Origin of the sequence: Arsenicibacter rosenii (genome assembly GCF_001870735.1) — a bacterium.
Classification (GTDB): domain Bacteria; phylum Bacteroidota; class Bacteroidia; order Cytophagales; family Spirosomataceae; genus Arsenicibacter; species Arsenicibacter rosenii.
On sequence record NZ_MORL01000025.1, the window covers coordinates 30,003 to 45,995 of the forward strand.

The 15,993-nt window shown below is 54.6% G+C and carries 8 protein-coding genes; all 8 read left to right on the forward strand.

Translation table 11 applies throughout. The features are described 5' to 3' along the window. Positions 1-17 precede the first annotated feature (17 nt). The 8 genes from BLX24_RS25620 (at position 18) to treY (ending at position 15,819) form a co-directional block, all read left to right on the forward strand. The gene (locus tag BLX24_RS25620; protein WP_071506080.1) at positions 18-695 is read left to right on the forward strand and encodes an ABC transporter ATP-binding protein; all 678 of its coding nucleotides are present in this window, start codon (positions 18-20) and stop codon (positions 693-695) included. A gap of 9 nt (positions 696-704) precedes the next feature. Then, positions 705-3,104, forward strand: coding sequence for an ABC transporter permease (locus tag BLX24_RS25625; RefSeq protein WP_071506081.1), 2,400 nt, complete (start codon positions 705-707; stop codon positions 3,102-3,104). A gap of 283 nt (positions 3,105-3,387) precedes the next feature. After that, positions 3,388-6,186: a hybrid sensor histidine kinase/response regulator transcription factor gene (locus tag BLX24_RS25630; protein ID WP_071506082.1), complete on the forward strand. Its 2,799-nt coding sequence runs from the start codon at positions 3,388-3,390 to the stop codon at positions 6,184-6,186. 12 nt (positions 6,187-6,198) lie between these two features. After that, on the forward strand, positions 6,199-6,945 hold the full coding sequence (locus BLX24_RS25635; RefSeq protein ID WP_083422177.1) for an alpha/beta fold hydrolase: 747 nt from the start codon (positions 6,199-6,201) through the stop codon (positions 6,943-6,945). 210 nt (positions 6,946-7,155) lie between these two features. Further along, positions 7,156-8,493: a sugar porter family MFS transporter gene (locus BLX24_RS25640; protein WP_071506083.1), complete on the forward strand. Its 1,338-nt coding sequence runs from the start codon at positions 7,156-7,158 to the stop codon at positions 8,491-8,493. Positions 8,494-8,504: 11 nt separating this feature from the next. Continuing rightward, on the forward strand, positions 8,505-9,404 hold the full coding sequence (locus BLX24_RS25645; protein WP_071506084.1) for a carbohydrate kinase family protein: 900 nt from the start codon (positions 8,505-8,507) through the stop codon (positions 9,402-9,404). A 324-nt stretch (positions 9,405-9,728) separates the two neighbouring features. After that, positions 9,729-11,576 (forward strand): malto-oligosyltrehalose trehalohydrolase, encoded by a 1,848-nt coding sequence (treZ, locus tag BLX24_RS25650; protein ID WP_071506105.1) that lies wholly within the window; start codon positions 9,729-9,731, stop codon positions 11,574-11,576. Then, complete coding sequence (treY, locus tag BLX24_RS25655) at positions 11,569-15,819, forward strand: malto-oligosyltrehalose synthase (protein WP_071506085.1); 4,251 nt, start codon at positions 11,569-11,571, stop codon at positions 15,817-15,819. Before treZ ends, treY begins: the two co-directional genes overlap by 8 nt. Positions 15,820-15,993 lie beyond the last annotated feature (174 nt).

Sequence of the window (15,993 nt, forward strand, 5' to 3'; positions counted from 1 at the left end):
GAAAAGAACCAGAAACCATGATCAAAACAGTAAACCTACAGAAGCTTTTCGCTACGGAAGAGGTAGAAACCACCGCCCTCAACGGCATTTCAATGGATGTACAGGACGGCGAGTTTGTGGCCATCATGGGCCCGTCCGGCTGCGGTAAATCAACCCTGCTTAACATTCTCGGCCTGCTCGACAACCCCAGCGGCGGCGAATACCACTTCTACGGCACCGAAGTGTCGAAAATGTCGGAGCGCCAGCGGGCCCAGTTGCGGAAAGGCTCTATCGGGTTTGTGTTCCAGAGCTTTAACCTGATCGACGAACTGACGGTATACGAAAACGTTGAGTTGCCGCTGCTGTACCTGAAGACTCCGGCCGACGAACGGAAAGTCCGCGTGGAAGAAACCCTGACCCGCATGAACATCATGCACCGCCGGAACCACTTCCCGCAGCAGCTTTCGGGCGGTCAGCAGCAGCGTACGGCCATTGCCCGTGCGGTCGTTGCTAAACCCAAACTGATTCTGGCCGATGAACCAACCGGTAACCTCGATTCGGCCAACGGCGAAGAAGTTATGAAACTCCTGAACCAGCTCAACGACGAAGGCACCACCATTATCATGGTAACGCACTCGCCATACGATGCCGGTTTTGCCCACCGCATCGTCAACCTGTTCGACGGAAAAGTTGTAACCGAAAACTTCCACGTTTAAGGCATCCTCATGTTCCGGAACTACCTGACCATTGCCTTCCGTAATCTGCTGCGTCACAAAACGTTCTCGCTCATTACGATTTTCGGCCTCGCCGTGGGACTGGCCTCCTGTCTGTTGCTGCTGCTGTACATTTCGCAGGAAGCCAGCTATGACACCTTCCATACCAAGGCCGACCGGATTGCCCGTGTTACGATGGAATACAGCATGGACGGACAGGTTGGTCAGTACGGTGTCACCGGCACCAAAGTCGTTCCCGACTTTGGCCGGTCGTTCCCCGAAGTCGAATCGGGCGTACGGATGCTGGCTGGCCAGGCGGTCGTTTCGAATAAATCCATCCGCTTTCGGGAGAAACGCTTTGTGTATGCCGACTCGGCGTTCTTCCATCTTTTTTCCTTTCCCTTGCTGAAGGGCGACCCTGCCAAGGCGCTGGCGGCTCCCAATCAGCTCGTGCTGTCGGCATCGACGGCCAGAAAATACTTCGGCGACCGGAACCCGGTGGGGCAAACGCTGCGTATTGGTTTAGACAAGGACTTTATGGTTACCGGGGTGGTGGCCGATTGTCCGCCGAATTCGCAGATCAAGTACGACTTACTGGCCTCCTTTACCTCGCTCGACGACGCCAAAACCGAGCAATGGTGGTCGGCCAATTATGCCTCTTACCTGTTGCTGCGCACGCCGGCATCGATCCGGAGTCTGGAAGCCAAAATTCCGGCCTACATGCGCACAAAATCGGCCGAAACCGAGATGACAGGCAAGAATTACCTGACGTATTTTCTGGAGCCCATGCCCGGGGTACACCTGCATTCGGCCGTATCGGGGGTTTTCGAACCCGCCGGCAACGTTACCTACATTTACATTTTCGGGGCAATTGCCTTGTTGATTCTGGTCATTGCCTGTGTCAACTACATCAACCTGGCCTCGGCCCGTGCCGTCGAACGGGCACAGGAGGTCGGCGTCCGGAAAGTCATGGGAGCATTACCCCGGCAACTTTTCGGTCAGTTTATGGGCGAGTCGTCACTGGTTACGTTTACGGCGCTGCTCATCGGCGGGCTCCTCAGCTATCTACTACTCCCCGTCTTTAATTCACTGACCGACCGGCAGTTTTCTGCAGCGGTCTGGCTGGATCCCCGAACAATTATGATCGTGCTGGCCGTAGGTACGCTCGTGAGCCTGATTGCCGGCAGCTACCCGGCGCTGATCCTCACCCGCTATAAACCCGTGCAGGTACTCAAAGGTCACCTGAAAGGTCATTCTGCCAGCCGGTTCCGTCAGTCACTGATTGTGTTTCAGTTTGCGATTACAGCGTTTCTGATCGTCAGTACGGTGATGGTAAAACGGCAGTTGTCGTTTATCCAGCAGAAAAAACTGGGATACAATAAAGAGCACGTGCTGATTCTGCCGGCCAACCGGCAGGTAAACGGTCAGATCAGTGCCGTTAAACAGCAGCTAACCCAACTGAGCGGCGTAAAGCATGTCTCGTTCGTGTATGAATCGCCGACGTTCGTCAATGGCGGTTACGGCATGCGCCGGTTCGATATGCCCGAAAACACCTACCGCATGATTACCGGCCTGCCCGTCGACGAAGATTTTGTAAAGACGACGGGGTTGCAGATCGTGGCCGGTTCAGACCTGACCGAACAGGACATGATCCGTGCCAATGACCCTAAGGGTGATACGCTGAACAGCTACCGGTTTATTCTGAACGAAGCCGCTGTTAAGGATTTTGGCTGGAAAACACCGCAGGAAGCCATCGGCAAACGGGTCGATATGGGCGGCAACCGGAAGGGCGAAGTCAAGGCGGTGGTGGCGAACTTCCACTTTGCGTCGATGCGTCAGAAAATTTCACCGATCGTGCTGTTTACCGAATACGGCGGAGGCAGCATGCTGGTCAAACTGGCCGGAAACGACATTACCGGTACTATCCGGCAGATTGAGGGCACCTGGAAAAAACTTGCTCCCAACTATCCGTTTGAGTACCAATTTATGGATCAGGAGTTTAACAAACTATACGCCGGCGAAACCCGTACCGGCCAGCTTTTCACGGTATTTGCCGGTTTATCGATTCTATTGGCGTGCCTCGGACTATTCGGTCTGTCGGCCTTTACCACCGCACAGCGCACCAAAGAAATCGGAATCCGGAAAGTGTTGGGGGCCTCCATCCCCGGCCTGATCTTCCTGCTGACGAAAGACTTCCTGAAACTCGTTCTGATCGCTATCCTGATTGCTTCACCGCTGGCCTGGTACGCCATGAACAAATGGCTTGATGACTTTGCCTATAAAGTGTCTGTTGAATGGTGGGTTTTCGCCCTCACGGCTCTGCTGGCAGTCGGTATTGCGTTCCTGACCGTTAGTTTTCAAAGCCTTAAGGCCGCCTGGATGAATCCGGTCCGGTCGCTGCGCTCGGAATAATTGCCCATCAGCGGGCAATCACCTCTGCCATGTACGGGCGACCCCACGTGGTCGCCCATTAGTTTAAGCAGTGGTCGCCCATTAATATAGCGATGGGCGACCATTAATATAGCGATGGGCGACCATTAATATAGCAGTGGGCGACCATTAATATAGCAGTGGGCGACCACGTGGGGTCGCCCGTACATTTGTAATTTTGGATGGATTTTGTTTGCTTTATTGCCAGTTAGTGGCCCGCCAAGGAAGAAAAGACTGGCGGGCTATTTTTTTTGCAGAGCGCTACATGTCTATACCTTTTGTTTCGCGTGTAATCTGGCAGGGAAAGAAGTCCGCCTATGGCCTCATGCCGGTGTGGATCAGTGTTGTCGGGATCATGATGACCGGATTACTGGCAGGTTGTGCGACCAACGAAACCGGTCCGGCCTACCGCATTGCTTTTTCGCAGTGCACCGGCGGCGATTTATGGCGGCAAACCATGCTGTCTGACATGAAGCGGGCCTTGTCATTCCACCCCGATTGCTCCCTCCTCTATGAAGACGCCAACAACAGCACCGAAAAACAAATTGCTCAGATCCGCAGCCTTGCCCGCCAAAACATTGATTTACTGATTGTTTCGCCAAACGAAAGTGCACCCATCACCAAAGCCATCGACGATGTATTCCGGCAGGGTATTCCGGTGATTGTGATCGACCGCCGCATCAATTCAGCATCTTACAATGCGTTTATCGGGGGCGATAACGTTGAAATCGGCAGGCTGGCGGCGCGGTTTATCGGCAACTACCTGAAGGGAAAAGGCCGCCTTATCGAGGTCACCGGCCTCACCGGCTCATCGCCCGCACAAGACCGTCATCAGGGGTTTACGGAGGTTATGCGGCAATTCCCGGCCATCAAAACCATCGCTACCTTCGACGGCCACTGGGAAAAGGACTCGGCCCGCCTGCTGGCCCAACGGCAACTGCCCGCCTTCCAGTCGGCTGACATTGTCTTTGCCCACAACGATGTCATGGCGCTCGGTATGTATGCGGTTTGCCGCCGCAACGGACTGGCCAACCGGCTCCCGTTTGTCGGTATTGACGCCCTGCCCGGACCAACGGGCGGCATGCAGCTCGTCAGTGACGGTATTCTGAAAGCGACCTTCCTCTATCCGACGGGCGGCGAAGAAGCCATTGAAACGGCAATCCGCATTCTGGAGGGCAAATCCGTACAGCGGGAGAATGTCCTCAATTCAGTGCAGGTGGATGCCGGCAACGTAAAGGCCCTGAAAACCCAGAGCGACAAACTGCTGACCCAACAGCGGGATATTGAGCGCCAGAGCCAGCGTATTGCGGAGCTGACCCGCACCTATCTGACCCAGCGCAACACGCTGTCGATCATGCTGGCCAGCCTCATCGGGGCGATCCTGCTGGGCGCCTGGGCGTTTTATCTGGTCCGGTCTAAACAACGGGCGTACCAGATTCTGGCGCGGCAAAACGACGAAATCAGCGAACAGCGGGACAAAATTGATCTGGTTTCGCAGCAGGCCCGGCTGGCAACCGAGGAAAAACTGCGCTTTTACTCCTACATCTCCCACGAATTTAACACCCCCCTCAGCCTCATTCTGACCCCGACCGAAGACATGCTGTCGAAGAAAAGCGTGGGAATGGCGGAGCTGAAAAATAACCTGTCACTAGTGCAGAAAAATGCCCACCGGCTGCTCCGGCTTGTCGATCAGATGCTCGATCTGCGCAAAACCGACAGCGGCAAACTGGTACTGCGGGCGTCGGAGCAAAACGTGGTCCGTTTTATTCAGGACATTGTCAACGACTTTAAACACAAAGCCGAGCGCCACCGCATCGACCTTCAGTTTATAGCCGAAAGTCCGGTAGTGATGCTATGGTTCGATCACGAAAAACTGGATAAGGTATTGTTCAATCTGTTGTCGAATGCCTTTAAGTACACCCCAAGGGGTGGGTTAATTCATGTATTGCTGGATGTGAAGGAAAATACGGTCCGGATTCAGGTGCAGGATAACGGCGAAGGCATGACGACCGAGGAGCAGGCAAAGGCCTTTGATCTGTTTTACACCAACACCCGCCAGTTTAACCTCGGCAACGGCCTGGGCCTTGCGCTCTCCCGCGAATTTATTACCCTGCATCAGGGCGAGATCAGTGTGGTTTCGGCAAAAGGGCAGGGAACGACCTTCACCATCCGGCTGCCGCTGGGAAACAGCCACCTCGATGCATCAGCGATTGTCGATACGTCGGCACCGGAATTTCTTTTGCGGAAAAGTCCGTCGGCAGAGACAACTTTGCCTGACCCTGACCAGCCTCTCGCCGGTAACAGGGCGAAAAGCAGCACCATTCTGGTCGTAGAAGACAATGACGAATTACGCGACTACCTGACCCGCCAGCTCGGCGATGAGTTCGATATCATTGCCGCCGGCACGGCCGAAGAAGGCTGGCAACGGGCCATTGACGCCGTCCCGGACCTGATTATCAGCGATATCATGCTGCCGGGCATCGACGGCCTTACCTTTACCCAACGCATCAAAAAGGACTTTCGCACGTCAACCATTCCTGTTATCCTGCTGACGGCCAAGGGACAGATCGACGCTCAGATAGCCGGAACCCGCGCCGGGGCCGATGCATACATCACGAAGCCGTTTGTACTCACCTTTTTGCGGGAAACCATCCGCACCACGCTGACCAACCGCGAGAAGTGGCAGCAACGCTATACCACCGACTATCTGACCAAGGCAGAGAACCGGCAGGAAAAGAAGTTTTTGCACGAACTTACCCTGCTGATCGAACAGAACCTGGCCGACCCGGGTTTTGGCGTAGAACGGCTTAGTCGGGAAATGGGTATTTCGCGGGTGCAGCTGTACCGGAAAGTACAGGGATTGCTCCAGAAAAACGTCAATGAATACATCACCGAAATCAAGTTGCGGAAGGCGAAAATACTCCTGACCGAAAGTACCAAAACGGTTGCCGAAGTGGCCTATGAAACCGGTTTCAGTTCGCCGGCCAACTTTACCACCTTTTTTAAACAACAAACCGGCCGGACACCCTCCGACTACCGTAAGTCGCCGACCGGTCAATCGTAAACCAACGTACTGATGAATCGTTTCTTTTTGATTATGATCACCCTGAGCGGGTTGCTGACCGGCTGTGTCCGTCAAAAAACACCCGTTACTGTACAGACACAGGCGCTGACGGTTACGGATGTTGCCCGCAAACGGGAGATTCCGGTGACCCTCTACAATGCGGCCGCGCTACCGGCCCGTAAAAAACAACTGGTCATTATCAGTGCCTGCTACCAGTGCGGCAGCAATGTATACTCGTTTCTGGCCGAAAAACTGGCCACGATGGGTTATTTCGTGGTCGGTATTCAACACGACCTGGCCAGTGATCCGCCCATTGCGACGGAAGGGGATCTGTATACGCTGCGGATGCCGGCCTGGGAAAGCGGTGTACAGAATATTCAGGCGGTTATTGCGGAACTGCACCGGGCATACGGTCGCCTTGATACGAAGAATCTCATCCTGATCGGGCATTCGATGGGTGGCGACATCAGTATGCTTTATGCGCGGCAATACCCCGGACAGGTAGCCAAAGCCATTACCCTCGACCATCGCCGGATGCCGGTCCCCCGCGTGAGTAAACCTGCCATTCTGACCATCCGTGCCGACGAGTTCGAAGCCGACAAAGGTGTATTACCTACTCCGGCAGAACAAAAGAAAACAGGCATTAAAATTATCCGCATGACCCGCGTCAAACACGGTGATCTGAGTGATATCGGCAGCCCGGAACTGAAAGAGGAAGTGCGCAACATGGTCGTGCGCTTTATTGAACGCGGGCAATAAGACAGGTTGACTTCAGAAGCCCGGTGAATCAATGGCAAAACAGTGTGTAACATCGGCAAAATCTGCGCGGCCGTAAACAGACCCAATAAGCTGTATATCAGAAAATTATCATTTTGATACTTTTTAAAGTATTCCGAACGAAAATCAAAAGTGACCATAGTTTGCCTTTCGTAGCTTTGACCCATTCAATGCGTTACTGAAGAAACAGTTATGGCACGAAAACATCGTATTTTCTTTTGGTCAGTTACCGCAGCCCTGGGCGGATTTCTGTTTGGTTTTGATACAGCCGTGATCTCCGGCGCGGAGCAATCGCTTCAGGCGCTCTGGAATCTCACCACGCTGGAACATGGCCTGACGGTATCCATTGCCCTGATCGGTACGGTAATCGGTTCGATGCTGGGCGGCATTCCGGCCGAGCAGATGGGCCGCAAAAAGACGTTGTTCTGGATTGCCATTCTGTATCTGGTGTCATCGCTGGGATCGGCCCTGGTGAGCAACTGGTACCTGTTTCTGTTCTTCCGCTTCATGGGTGGTCTGGGTGTGGGGGCATCGTCGGTGGCAGCACCGATGTATATTACCGAAATTTCTCCGGCACAATCACGCGGCCGGCTGGTAGCCCTTTTCCAGTTCAATGTGGTGCTGGGTATATTGATTGCCTACCTGTCGAACTTCCTGTTGCAGGACATCGGCAATCAGGCATGGCGCTGGATGCTGGGAGTCCAGGCCCTGCCGTCGCTGCTTTTCCTGATTACGGTACAGAATATTCCGGAAAGCCCGCGCTGGCTGCTGCTGAAAAAGGGACTGGTCGACGAAGCCCGTGAGGTACTCCGAATGATCGACCCTGAATCGTTCGGGCAGATTTTGCTGACGCTTCAACTGAGTGCCCATCCGGCAGAAGGCAACCCGCCGCAAAGTGTCCGGCTGTTTTCGTCGCGTTACAAAACACCCGTTATGCTGGCGGTGCTGTTTGCGGTTTTCAACCAGGTATCAGGCATCAACGCCATTATCTACTACGCGCCCCGCATTTTTGAAATGACAGGTCTGGGCAAAAGCTCGGCCCTGCTCTCATCGGTTGGCATCGGGGTAATCAATTTAACCTTTACGTTGATCTCCCTCAATCTGATCGATCGTTTCGGCCGCCGCACCCTGATGATTATCGGCTCCTTCGGCCTGATTATCACCCTGGGGCTCGTGTCGCGGGCGTTTTATCTTGAATCCTTCAATGGGTTGTCCGTTCCAATCTTACTCTTTATCTACATTGCCTTTTTTGCTTTCTCGCAGGGCGCAGTTATCTGGGTATTTATTTCCGAGATTTTCCCGAACGAGGTACGCGCCAGCGGGCAGGCATTAGGCAGCTTTACGCACTGGTTTATGGCCGCACTCATCACCTTCCTGTTCCCGTATTTCGCCGAGCAGGCAGGTGGGTTTGCTACGTTTCTGTTCTTCTGTGTGATGATGGTACTACAGCTGCTTTTCTGCTGGCGCATCATGCCCGAAACCAAAGGAACCAGCTTAGAGCAGATCGAACGAACCTTTGTCGTCCATTAACCCCTATATCCATGTCACAGTCCATTATTTGCTTCGGAGAAGTACTTTGGGATGTGTTGCCAACCGGTAAACAGGCCGGCGGCGCCCCCATGAACGTTGCCGTACACTTACGCAACTTCGGGATGGATGCGCACCTCATCAGCCGTGTCGGATCCGACGAACCGGGGCTGGAATTACTGGCGTTTCTGCGCGACAAGAGCCTGCCGACCGCTTATGTGCAGGTGACCCATACCCACCCGACCGGTGTTGCCCTGGCCAACGTTACTGACCGTAATGAGGTGGTTTACACACTGGTGCAGCCGGTCGCCTGGGACTTCATTCAGTACGACAATACGTTAACCGATTTCTATACATCATCCATTCTGGTCTATGGCAGCCTCGTTGCCCGCAGTGAAACCAGCCGCCAGACCTTACAGACTTTACTTTCACAGGCAGCGCTAAAGGTGTTCGATGTCAATCTCCGTGCCCCTTTTTACACACCGGCGGAGATTGACTTCTTATTAAAACACGCTGATATTGTGAAACTTAACCACCATGAACTGGCCGAAGTCTGTAGCTGGTACACCAGCGAGCCTATGACTGAGCTTCAGTGCATGGAGTTTATCAAAACAACCTTTAACATAAAAACGATCTGCGTTACGCGCGGCGAACGGGGCGCGATCCTGCTAACGCCCGACGGCTTTACCGAACACCCCGGTTTCAGGGTATCGGTTGAAGACACTATCGGCAGCGGTGATTCGTTTCTGGCCGCCTTCCTGAGCATGTACCTGGCCGGAGAAGCTCCCGAGCAGATCCTGCACCATGCCTGTGCGGTCGGTGCCTACGTGGCCACGCAGCGGGGAGCCACACCACTCGTGACGCCGGAAGCCCTCACAACAGTCTATAAAAATCTTAGCCCGATACTCAATTAACCCTCCGGAGCGGTGCTTTGTCTCCGGACGAACATTGCTCCGCCTTGTATTTACCAAACCTATGATGAAACGGTAGACTGGCCGCAGACAACCTGCCTGCGGCTATCTATCTTTACGTAGCCGTATTATTACCTGATCTACCTGCCATAACGCAGTACGAAAGCCCGGCCTATGCCGGGCTTTTTGTATAAACTAACCAGGAAACAATCGGTACATTCCTAAGAATCAATACCGTTTACGGCTCACTTATCTGGTATCCAGAATAAAAATCAAAAACCATGCACGGCGGCGCGGGTTTGTTTAACGATGGCATCAAGCAACGTTATGACAAACGGTATAGATATACAGAAAAGAACCATTGGCGTTAATTTCCCGGATAACCAACTGGCACATATCTGCTTATGGGCTCCATTGACAGAAAAGGTTACCGTTTCTGTCTGCGATAAAAACACACCTGTTGAGCTGTCAAAAAACAAATATGGCTACTGGACCGGCACAACAGATGTGCTGCGGCCAGGTGATCTCTATCAGTTTATCCTGAACGAGCAACTGGCCCGGCCCGATCCGGCATCGCTCGCCCAGCCCGGCGGCCCTCATGGCCCGTCGATGGCGCTCAGCCTCCGCGATTTCGGCTGGACAGACCAGACCTGGAACAACATCGACCTCAGCGATTATATTTTTTACGAACTGCATACCGGTACCTTTTCACCGGAAGGCACGTTTCAGGGCATCGAACAGCGGCTCGATTACCTGAAAACGCTCGGCATTACGGCTATCGAGATTATGCCGGTGGCCCAGTTTCCCGGAGCCCGCAACTGGGGTTATGACGGCGTTTTCCCGTTTGCTGTTCAGCACGAATATGGCGGCGTCCGGGCCCTGCAGCAACTGGTGGATACCTGCCACCGGAAAGGACTCGCCGTGGTGCTCGATGTCGTCTACAATCACATCGGGCCGGAGGGCAATTACCTGACCGATTTCGGGCCGTATTTCACCAGCAAGCACTGCACCCCCTGGGGAGATGCCATTAACTTCGACGATGCCGGTTCAGATGGCGTACGGCAGTATGTGATTGACAATGTGCTCATGTGGTTCCGCGACTTTCACATCGACGCCCTGCGACTCGACGCTGTCCATGCGATCAAGGATCTAAGTCCGGTGCATATTCTGCGCGATATCCGGTACCATGTTGACCGGCTGATGGAGCAGACCGGCAACCGCCACTACCTGATCGTAGAATCGGACCTCAATGATCCGCTGCTGATCGATCAGCCATCGGTAAACGGCTATGGGATGGATGCCCAGTGGATTGATGAGTTTCATCATTCGCTGCGCGTAACGGCTGGCGGCGAACGAAAAGGGTATTATGCCGATTTTGAAGGACTTACGCACCTGGCTAAGTCTTATCAGGATGCGTATGTGTATGAAGGCCAGTATTCTCCTCACCGGCAGAAAGCCTTCGGCCGCCGCGCCGAACGGAATCCGGGGCAGCAGTTTGTGGTGTTTTCACAAAATCACGATCAGGTAGGCAACCAGATGCTGGGCGAACGGTCGGCACACCTGTTTGGCTTCGAAATGGCGAAATTGCTGGCGGGAGCCGTGCTGGTAAGTCCGTTTTTACCCCTGCTGTTCATGGGTGAAGAGTGGGCCGAATCCAACCCGTTTCTTTACTTCGTCAGTCATACCGATGCTGATCTGGCCGCAAAAGTGCGCGAAGGCCGCAAAAAGGAATTTGCTGATTTTCACGGCCATGACGACTTCCCCGACCCGGTGGCAGAAGAAACCTTTACGCGGTCGAAACTACAATGGGACTTGCTGGCCGAAGAGCCTCACCGCACCATGCTCCGGTATTACCGGCAACTGATCAGGCTCCGGAAAGAACACCCTGCCCTGCGGTCAACCAATCGCTGGCAGCTTCATATTGCGGTCAATGAGGTGGCTAACACCATTCAGCTGCATCGCTGGCACAGTGGTCAGCATGTACGCTGCCTGATGAATTTTTCCATGAAAACTCAGACGGTCAGCCTGGCCGAACCAGCAGCGACATGGCACAAACTAGTTGATTCGGCCGCCCCTGACTGGATGGGGCCGGCGGCTGCCCCTGATACCCTGACTGCCCCTGCGGTAGTGGATTTACAACCCCAATCACTATTGATTTATCAGAACCATGTATAATCCAATCTCAACGTACCGGATTCAATTCCATAAAGACTTTACATTCACCGATTTTGAACAAATCATACCTTATCTGCATCAGCTCGGGGTTAAAACCATTTATGCCTCCCCGGTTTTTGCGGCTACTCCCGGCAGTAGCCACGGGTATGATGTCGTTGATCCGCAGCAGATCAACCCCGAAATCGGCACGCTGGAGCAGCTCAGAGCAATCAGTAAGCGGTTGAACGAGCTGAACATGGGCTGGATTCAGGACATTGTCCCGAACCACATGGCCTTCGACACCACGAATGCGTGGCTGATGGATGTCCTCGAAAAAGGGCAGCAATCGGCCTATGCGTCTTTTTTTGACCTGACCTGGAACAGCCCGGTCTATCACGGCCGGCTGATGGTTCCGTTTCTGGGCGCACCGCTTGACGAAGTGATTGAAAACGGTGAACTCACGATTGCTTACCAGCATGATCGCTTCGAACTGGTTTATCACAAGTCGGCCTGGCCGCTGCACCTGCGGTCTTATGCAACGATCCTGCATGCCTGTCCGGAACAGGCCAGCGATGCCATCCGGCTGCTGCTCGAACAAATCCATCAGTTGCAGCAGGTAAAGGAGGCAACCGCCTGGCGCGCCGGTTTTGAGGAAATAAAACTCCAGCTGACAGCCCTGCACAACGACGGCGCCACGCGGGTATACATCGAAGCGTGTCTGCACCACCTCAACGACCAGCCGGAGCAAATCAGTACCATTGCCCATGAGCAGATATACCGGCTCTGTTTCCATCAGGAAACGGACTATCAGATCAATTACCGGCGTTTTTTTACCGTCAATGGTCTCATTTGCCTCAATATCCAGCATAAACCGGTCTTCGACGCCACTCATACGCTGATTAAGCAGCTTGTTGACGAAGGCGTTTTCCAGGGCCTGCGCGTCGATCATATCGACGGACTCTCCGACCCGACCCTCTACCTGGATAACCTCCGGGAGCTGGCAGGGGATGAGACCTATATCGTTGTCGAAAAAATCCTCGAACCCGATGAAAAGCTGCCTTCCTGCTGGCCCGTTCAGGGGACAACCGGCTACGGTTATCTGTCGATGGTGAATAACCTCTTTACCCGTACCAAAAGCGAAGCAAGCTTTACCCGCTTTTACCAGCAGCTGCTGGGTGAAAAAATAAAAATTTATCAGGCCCTCAACGAAAAGAAAGCGTACATTCTGTTCGAACACATGGGCGGCGAACTCGACAACCTGACTGCTTTTTTCGGTGAACTTGCCCTGATTCCGCAGGAGGAACTGACTGCTGTTCCGGCCGATATGCTCCGGCAGGCCATTGGTCAGTTTCTGATCGAATGCCCGGTTTACCGCTACTACGGCCATCATTTCCCGCTCGACAAACCAGAGACAGCGGCCGTAGCCGACATCTTCGCGCGCGTCCGCCGGCACAGCCCCGAACTGGAGCCCGCCGTTGCGCTGCTCGAAAAAGCCCTGCTCCAACTACCGCTCCTGAATGATGCGGACTATAACAGCCGGGCAGTCCGCTTCTATCAACGCTGCATGCAGTTTACCGGCCCGCTGATGGCCAAGGGCATGGAAGATACGCTGATGTATACCTACAACCGCTTCATCGGCCATGATGAAGTCGGTGACTCACCGACCTTCTTTGGCCTGACCGTACCCGAATTTCACCGGCTGATGGCCGACCGGCAGACCAACTGGCCGCTTGCGCTCAACGCTACATCTACCCACGATACCAAACGGGGCGAAGACGTACGCAGCCGCCTGAATGTCCTGACCGACCTGACCGAGACCTGGATCGAAGCGGTAACACAGTGGCAGTCGCTCAACGAAGACCTGAAAACAGCCTGGCAGTCGCCGGATGATCCCTCGCTGACCCATGCCCCCGATGCCAACGACGAATACTTTATTTACCAGACGCTGATCGGGGCCTACCCGATGCCGGAGCAGGATGCGTCAGATTTTGCGGGCCGGATGGAGGAATACCTCGAAAAAGCCTTGCGCGAAGCCAAACGGCATTCATCATGGAGCGAACCGAATGAAGCCTACGAACAGGCGGCAAAAGATTTTGCGACCGGACTGCTGGATAAAGACCGCCCGTTCTGGAAACATTTTGATCAGTTCCGCCGTCAGGTAGCCGATTTCGGCATGGCCATTTCGCTGGCACAGGTACTGCTCAAATTCACCTGTCCCGGCACACCCGACGTTTATCAGGGCTGCGAAGGCTGGGACCTTAGCCTGGTCGACCCCGACAACCGGCGGCCCGTAGACTACGAAGCCCGTAGCAAAGACCTCACCGAACTGAACACGTCCGGCCTGTCTGACGGTTGTGAACATTTATGGGCATGCCGGTACGACGCCCGCATCAAGCAATGGCTGATCCGGCAGCTGATGCAGGAGCGGCAGCAGTTACCCGATTTATTTGCTCACGGTCAGTACCTGCCGCTCCAGGTAACGGGTTCGTATAAAGACCAGGTCATTGCCTTTGCCCGGCGCCACAAGCATACCTGGGTGGTGGTGGCCGTACCGCTCGGGTTGGCGCAGTTGTCAGAAGTCCAGAAAGCCCCGATCGATGCCCTCGACTGGAAGGATACCCGCATCCTGCTACCCGACGAAGCTCCCGCCTACTGGGTCAGCCAGCTTCATCAGGCTACGGGTAATACGGCGGACGGCATTGCAGTTCAGTCTGTTTTCGATAGCTTACCAATCGCCCTGCTGCACCTGCCCTACACGCCCAAAGAGCGCAAAGCCGGTATTCTGATGCACATTACTTCGTTGCCATCAGCCTTTGGCATCGGTGATTTCGGGCCGGAAGCCTATCGGTTTGCCGACGCCCTGAACCGGAGCCATCAGGCCTACTGGCAGATTCTGCCCCTCAACCCGGTAGAGGCCGGGCAGGGCCATTCGCCCTACAGCTCAACCTCCAGCATGGCCGGCAGCCCGCTGCTGATCAGCCCCGAGTTGCTGGCCGAAGAAGGGTTGCTTGACCCCGACGACCTGAAAGCCTGGCAGCCGCCGGTCAGCGACCGCGTTGATTTTACGGAGGCCGGAAAGCGCAAAGGGCATTTGTTTGAGAAAGCCTACCGCACCTTCCTCAACAGCCGTTCCGGACACCGGCAACGGGAGTTTGAGGCCTTTTGTGAGCAGGAGGCCTCGTGGCTGCACGACTATGCGCTCTACACCTCCCTGACCAGCCGGTTCGACGATAAACCCTGGTCATTGTGGCCGGAGCCTTATAAACTCCGTGATGCCGCTGCCCTGGCTACCTTTGCGGAGCAACAGGCGGATATGATTCAGAAAGTAAAATGGCTCCAGTTTGTGTTTATGCAGCAATGGCAACGGCTGCGGACCTACTGCCGTCACCGGGGCATTCAGTTGTTTGGTGATTTACCGTTTTATGTCAGCTACGATTCGGTCGATGTCTGGGCCAACCGGGAATTCTTCAGCCTCGACGAGACGGGTGCGATGACCGGCGTGGCGGGTGTGCCGCCCGATTATTTTAATGCCGACGGGCAACTCTGGGGCATGCCGGTGTTCCGGTGGGATGTTCTGAAAAATCACCGGTATGGCTGGTGGGTCGACCGGATCCGGAAAAATATGGAGCTGTATGATCTGCTGCGGCTCGATCATTTCCGCGCTTTTGCCGATTACTGGGAGGTGCCGGCTGAGTCAAAAACGGCGAAAAACGGCCAGTGGAAGCAGGGACCGGGCGCCGATTTCTTTCTGGTCATCCAGCAGGAGCTGGGCGACCTGCCGTTTGTAGCCGAAGATCTGGGCGATATCAACGAGGGGGTGTATCAGCTACGGGATGCGTTCGGCATGCCGGGCATGCGGGTGGTGCAGTTTGCCTTCGGTGCCGACATGACCGAGAGCGTCAACATTCCGCACCATTACATTCCCAACGCCATTGCCTATACGGGTACCCACGACAATAACACCACCCGTGGCTGGTTCCGGAAAGATGCCACCGCACACCACCTGAAACGGTTTGCTACCTATCTCGGCGTCGAGGCCACCGAAGAGACTGTGCATCTGGCGCTGGGCCGGATGGTGTATGCCTCCGTGGCCCGCACCGCCATTTTACCGGTCCAGGATGTGCTGGGCCTCGACGAAACAGCCCGCATGAACACACCGGCCTCAGCCTCAGGCAACTGGAACTGGCGGCTCCGGCCCGGTCAGTTTGGCCCTGAGGCCGAGCAGTTACTCCGCGACTGGGCCCGGACCTACAGCCGGTGGTAAAGGAATTTACGAGGTACGACTTACGATTTAAAAACTATGCCCATCGTAATTCGTACCTCCTGAATTCCTCCTTCCGGTTGTCCGCAAATGAACGAACGTCGTCCGTTTACGGACAACCGGCCACGCCCAAGCCAAATAAAAAACACTCACAATCAGACACTTATATTTTTTGGT

Coding starts and splice junctions, on each gene's coding strand:
- BLX24_RS25620 (WP_071506080.1), top strand. CDS start 18: ATGATCAAAACAGTAAACCTACAGAAGCTTTTCGCTACGGAAGAGGTA.
- BLX24_RS25625 (WP_071506081.1), top strand. CDS start 705: ATGTTCCGGAACTACCTGACCATTGCCTTCCGTAATCTGCTGCGTCAC.
- BLX24_RS25630 (WP_071506082.1), top strand. CDS start 3,388: ATGTCTATACCTTTTGTTTCGCGTGTAATCTGGCAGGGAAAGAAGTCC.
- BLX24_RS25635 (WP_083422177.1), top strand. CDS start 6,199: ATGAATCGTTTCTTTTTGATTATGATCACCCTGAGCGGGTTGCTGACC.
- BLX24_RS25640 (WP_071506083.1), top strand. CDS start 7,156: ATGGCACGAAAACATCGTATTTTCTTTTGGTCAGTTACCGCAGCCCTG.
- BLX24_RS25645 (WP_071506084.1), top strand. CDS start 8,505: ATGTCACAGTCCATTATTTGCTTCGGAGAAGTACTTTGGGATGTGTTG.
- treZ (WP_071506105.1), top strand. CDS start 9,729: ATGACAAACGGTATAGATATACAGAAAAGAACCATTGGCGTTAATTTC.
- treY (WP_071506085.1), top strand. CDS start 11,569: ATGTATAATCCAATCTCAACGTACCGGATTCAATTCCATAAAGACTTT.